Origin of the sequence: Methylocella sp. (genome assembly GCF_044226135.1) — a bacterium.
GTDB lineage: Bacteria > Pseudomonadota > Alphaproteobacteria > Rhizobiales > Beijerinckiaceae > Methylocapsa.
On sequence record NZ_JBGAHM010000065.1, the window covers coordinates 1 to 4729 of the forward strand.

5 protein-coding genes are annotated in these 4729 nt (G+C 68.5%); 2 read left to right on the forward strand and 3 right to left on the reverse strand.

From position 1 onward, the window contains the following. Positions 1 to 1689, forward strand: a 1689-nt coding sequence (gene pnp, locus ACILRB_RS15805) for a polyribonucleotide nucleotidyltransferase (protein ID WP_395667255.1), incomplete at its 5' end; no start/stop codon positions are given. Between the two features lie 175 nt (positions 1690 to 1864). Here the strand turns inward: pnp and ACILRB_RS15810 are convergent. The 3 genes from ACILRB_RS15810 to ACILRB_RS15820 form a co-directional block, all read right to left on the reverse strand. Continuing rightward, positions 1865 to 2122, reverse strand: coding sequence for a hypothetical protein (locus tag ACILRB_RS15810; RefSeq protein WP_395667256.1), 258 nt, complete (start codon positions 2120 to 2122; stop codon positions 1865 to 1867). 218 nt (positions 2123 to 2340) lie between these two features. Continuing rightward, positions 2341 to 3342 (reverse strand): BON domain-containing protein, encoded by a 1002-nt coding sequence (locus ACILRB_RS15815; protein WP_395667257.1) that lies wholly within the window; start codon positions 3340 to 3342, stop codon positions 2341 to 2343. Between the two features lie 279 nt (positions 3343 to 3621). Beyond that, on the reverse strand, positions 3622 to 4149 hold the full coding sequence (locus ACILRB_RS15820) for a MerR family transcriptional regulator (RefSeq protein WP_395667258.1): 528 nt from the start codon (positions 4147 to 4149) through the stop codon (positions 3622 to 3624). 242 nt (positions 4150 to 4391) lie between these two features. On the opposite strand from ACILRB_RS15820, the gene ACILRB_RS15825 reads away from it, so the two are divergent. Then, the coding region (locus ACILRB_RS15825; RefSeq protein ID WP_395667259.1) for a hypothetical protein at positions 4392 to 4729 on the forward strand (338 nt) is incomplete at its 3' end.

Below are 4729 nucleotides of genomic sequence, written 5' to 3' on the forward strand. Positions count from 1 at the left end.
GGCGCGGCCCGCGTCGCCTATGTCGACGGCCAGTACGTGCTGAATCCGCGCCAGGACCAGCTCGAGGGCAGCCAGCTCGACCTCGTGGTCGCGGGCACCGCCGACGGCGTGCTGATGGTCGAGTCGGAGGCCAAGGAGCTGAGCGAGGAGGTGATGCTCGGCGCCGTCACCTTCGGCCATGCCGCCTTCCAGCCGGTGATCAACGCCATCATCGACCTCGCCGAGCGCTGCGCCAAGGAGCCCTGGGCCCTGCCCCAGGCCGATCCGGAGGTCGGCCGCTGCGCCGAGCGGCTGCGTGCCGTCGCCGAGGCGGAGCTGCGCCAGGCCTATGGCGAGACCCGCAAGCAGGCCCGCCACGAGCGGATCTCGGCGGTCAAGGCCAAGGCGGTCGAGGCGCTCGTCGCCGAGAGCTTCAAGCCGGAGCTGGTCAGCAAGCAGTTCAAGGCGCTGGAGAGCGACATCGTGCGCACCAGCATCCTGGAGACCGGCCGGCGCATCGACGGCCGCGACACCAGGACGGTGCGCCCGATCGTCTGCGAGATCGGCGTGCTGCCGCGGGCCCACGGCTCGGCCCTGTTCACCCGCGGCGAGACCCAGGCGCTGGTGGTGGCGACGCTCGGCACCGGCCAGGACGAGCAGATCATCGACGCGCTCGAGGGCGAGTACCGGGAGAATTTCCTCCTGCACTACAACTTCCCGCCCTACTCGGTGGGCGAGGTCGGCCGCATGGGCTCGCCGGGCCGCCGCGAGGTCGGGCACGGCAAGCTCGCCTGGCGGTCGATCCACCCGCTGCTGCCGGCCAAGGAGGCGTTCCCCTACACCCTGCGCGTCGTCTCCGAGATCACCGAGAGCAACGGCTCCTCCTCGATGGCGACTGTCTGCGGCTCCTCGCTGTCGCTGATGGACGCCGGCGTGCCGCTGCCGCGGCCGGTGGCCGGCATCGCCATGGGCCTGATCAAGGAGCAGAGCGGCTTCGCCGTGCTCTCCGACATCCTCGGCGACGAGGACCATCTCGGCGACATGGACTTCAAGGTGGCCGGCACGTCGGAAGGCGTGACGTCGCTGCAGATGGACATCAAGGTCGCCGGCATCACCGAGGAGATCATGCGCGTCGCCCTCAATCAGGCGAAGGACGGCCGCCTGCACATCCTTGGCGAGATGTCGAAGGCGCTGACCGGCGCGCGCGCCGAACTCGGCGAGTTCGCGCCGCGCATCGAGACGCTGAAGATCCCGACCGACAAGATCCGCGAAGTGATCGGCACCGGCGGCAAGGTCATCCGCGAGATCGTCGAGAAGACCGGCGCCAAGATCAACATCGAGGACGACGGCACGGTCAAGGTCGCCTCCTCCGACGGCGATTCGATCAAGGCCGCGATCAACTGGATCAAGTCGATCGCCAATGACCCCGAGGTCGGCCAGATCTATGAGGGCACGGTCGTCAAGGTCGTCGACTTCGGCGCCTTCGTGAACTTCTTCGGCTCGAAGGACGGCCTCGTCCACATTTCGCAGCTCGCCAAGGGCCGCGTCGCCAAGAGCAGCGACGTCGTCAAGGAAGGCGACAAGGTGAAGGTCAAGCTGCTCGGCTTCGACGACCGCGGCAAGGTGCGCCTCTCCATGCGCCTGGTCGATCAGGAGACGGGCGAAGACCTCGAGGGCAAGGAGAAGGCGGAGCAGGCGCCCGTCGACTGACGCGCGGCCGACACGCCTCTAGAGACTCAGAAAGGCGCCTCCTGGGAGGCGCCTTTTTCTTTTGGGCCGCTTTCTGTTGGGTCGCGTTCACGGGCCGCGCGATTTTGTCGGCGCGAGCCTCATCCTGCGGCCAGATCCTTCCGCGGCCAGACCCTTCGCGGCCCTGCGCGTCGGCTCAGTCGCGCTCCATCGCGATGCGCAGCAGTCGCTCTTTGACGCAATCGAGGCCGCCCAGCATGGCGTAGCTCGCGACCGATCCGGCGTAGGAATAAGAGACGACCTTGTCGCGATGGACATAAGCGCCGGCGAAGCCGCGGATCTCCCCGGCCCTCGCCGCCTCAAGCAGACGTTCGAGCTCCTCGACGACGGTGGCGTTGGGTTCGGCAGGCGGAGGGGCGAAGTCGCCGCGGAGTCCTATGACGTTTTCTGACATTTTCGACCGCTTGGCATGACAATCCGGGTAACGGGTCATGAAAAGCAATCTTCAGGCCATGGCCGGCCAAAGGCGGACCAACGACGAAAGCGGACCCAGCCTCGCGCCGCGCCCGTTCAGGAATCATGGACCCATCTGTCAGGCTTCGCGCCCCTGCCGAAACGCCCTCAGGGCGGCGAAGTTTCGCCGCCCTGAGGCTTTTCGCAAATCGTCTCGGCTCAGCCCTGCCGCGACGCCGTCGACTGCCCTTGCGACGCGCCGGCGGTCTGGCCGGTCTGTCCCGCTCCGAGTTGTCCGCCCTGCTGGGTCAGGCCGCTTTGCGCGCCGGCGTGGGCCGTCTCCCGCCCGCTAGGGCCGGAGCGCGCGTTGCTCTCGCGCACGCGCAGATTGTTCTGCACATGCGACACGCCCGAAACGCGCTCGGCGACGATCTCGGCGCGACGCCGCTGGTCGCGATCGTCGGCGGCGCCGGTCAGCGTCACTTCGCCGTTCGACGCCGCAACCTCGATGTCCTCCGCGTTCACATAAGGGTCGTCGCTCAGCCGATCCGAGACGTCCTCGCGGATGCGTTCGTCGGAACGGCGGTAATTTTTCGGCCCGACGCCGGAATAGCGCGCATATTGGTCACGCGCCTGATCGTGGCGGCGCCGGCGCGCGGCGTCCTCGTCGCCGAACCACGACGACACCTCGTCGCTCGCGCGGTCGAGGAAAGGACGCTCGTCCTGACCGTCATAGCCGCGCGGGCCGGACTCATAGCCACGGTCGCGCCAGCCCCAGCTTTCGCTGCGCCCGCCGGCGCGATAGCCGCCGCGATAAGGCTCGCGATTGCGGAAATTCGGCTCGCCCGAATACGCCTGCCGGCCCCGATCCCAGGGGTCGCCGCGCTGGCCGTACAGGCTTTCGCCGAAGCGCCGTTCGCCGCGGCGGCCGTCATAGTCCTCGCGCGCCAGATCCTCGGCGCCGTAATCGTCGCGGCGGCGAAATCCGCCTTCGTGCGGGCCACGCTCGCCGCCGCCGTAGCCCCGCGCCTCGCGCGGATAGAATTCGCGTCCCTGGCCATAACCCGAAAGCGACTCGCGATAGTCGCGATCCGAGCGGCCATGGAGGCGACGATCGTCGTCATTTTCCTGATCGCGCTGCCAGCGCTCGCGGCTGCTGTCGCGGAAATAATCGTCCTGCTGATACTGCTCGTACTGATATCTACGGTCCTGAGAGGCCATGCTCTTCGTCCTTCGATCATTATGGCAGGTTTCAGCGCTCGCTTGGGAACGCAGCCGCACAAACGTCGACGATTTGCGATGGTTCCGGCGCCCTGGCGACGCCGCCGATCAAACAGAATTCATCCTGAGCGGCATGATCCGACACAACTATTCATGATCGTTTCTTTGGCTTGACCGTCACGTGCTTGCGTTCAGCGCGCCGCTTTCACAAACGCCTCGATCAAGCCTGTCGCCGCAAAGCGGCCGCGGACCTCGCGCCGCGACGCGCCCGCAACGACTTCAGGCGACCGTTCGCGCGCGTGCGACTTCCGTCAGATGGCGATGCGCCATGCGCAACGCGACGATCGCGGCGTCGAGCTCCTGACGCTGGCGTTCGAGAAAATCGAGCTGCGCGACGATCTGCTCCGGCGGCACGGCGAGCTCGAGCCCGGCAGCGCCGGGGCCCGCCGCATCGTCCTGCGCCGCCAGCAGCGCGCCGATCTCGGCGAGCGTGAAGCCCAGCTTCTTGCCTTTCATGATCAGGGCGAGGTCGCGCCGCTCGCGGTCGCCGTAAAGCCGCTTCGTCCCGTGGCGCCGGGGGCGCAGCAGGCCCTTGTCCTCATAAAAACGCAGGGCGCGCGCGCTGACGCCGAACTCACGCGCGACGTCGCGAATAAGGAGGGGCGCGGGGCCCGCGGCCGAAAGCGGCGTCTCGTCGCCACGCAACCCGCGCGCGAAGGCCGCGAGCGCGGCGCCGGGCTCCCCGCCCGCGTCGTCGTCGGGAAAAATCGGCGCGTCGCGGTCCTCGCGCGTCAGCCTCGCGTCCATGCAAGCCTCCAGCCCCATTCGCGGCGTCGAAAGCCGCAGCCGGATCATCCCGGGCCAGGCTGGCGTCAAGCTGAACGCAAGGCTCGGCGCTTAAGTTTTTCTTCATGCGGAGGCTCGAACAGTGGGGAACCGCACGCGAGGACGCGGGCCAGTCAGATTGTCGCAGGTCCGGGGCCGGCGCGCGGCCGGCTTGAGCTTTCGTCCTTTTCGGCTTTGGATAGGCAAACGGCGCGGAGTTGCCAGTGTCGCTTCATGAGACCCCCGCCGGCGCGGAACGCGCCTTTTCCGCGCTCGACGAGGACCTCGACGCGCGGCCCCGGGCGCCCGTCGCGCGACGCGGCGCCGATGAGCTCGACCGACGCCTCAAGCACGCGATGCGCCAGCTCGCCGCGCAAGGCGCGCGTTCCCAGGCCGCGCTCGACGTGTCTCCCAGCCTGAAGGCGATGGCCGCCCTGCTCGCCGAACCGGCGCGCGCCGGCGCCGCGCGCGCGAGACCGGGCGCCGAAGCCGCTGACGGCGAGCCGCCGCCGTCACGCGAAAAAACGCTTGCGAGGCTCGACCGCCGCCTTGGCGAGATCGA

Excerpts from the sequence above, each read along its gene's own strand:
- ACILRB_RS15820 (WP_395667258.1), bottom strand. The coding sequence starts at position 4,149 with ATGGACGCGAGGCTGACGCGCGAGGACCGCGACGCGCCGATTTTTCCC.
- ACILRB_RS15810 (WP_395667256.1), bottom strand. The coding sequence starts at position 2,122 with ATGTCAGAAAACGTCATAGGACTCCGCGGCGACTTCGCCCCTCCGCCT.
- ACILRB_RS15815 (WP_395667257.1), bottom strand. The coding sequence starts at position 3,342 with ATGGCCTCTCAGGACCGTAGATATCAGTACGAGCAGTATCAGCAGGAC.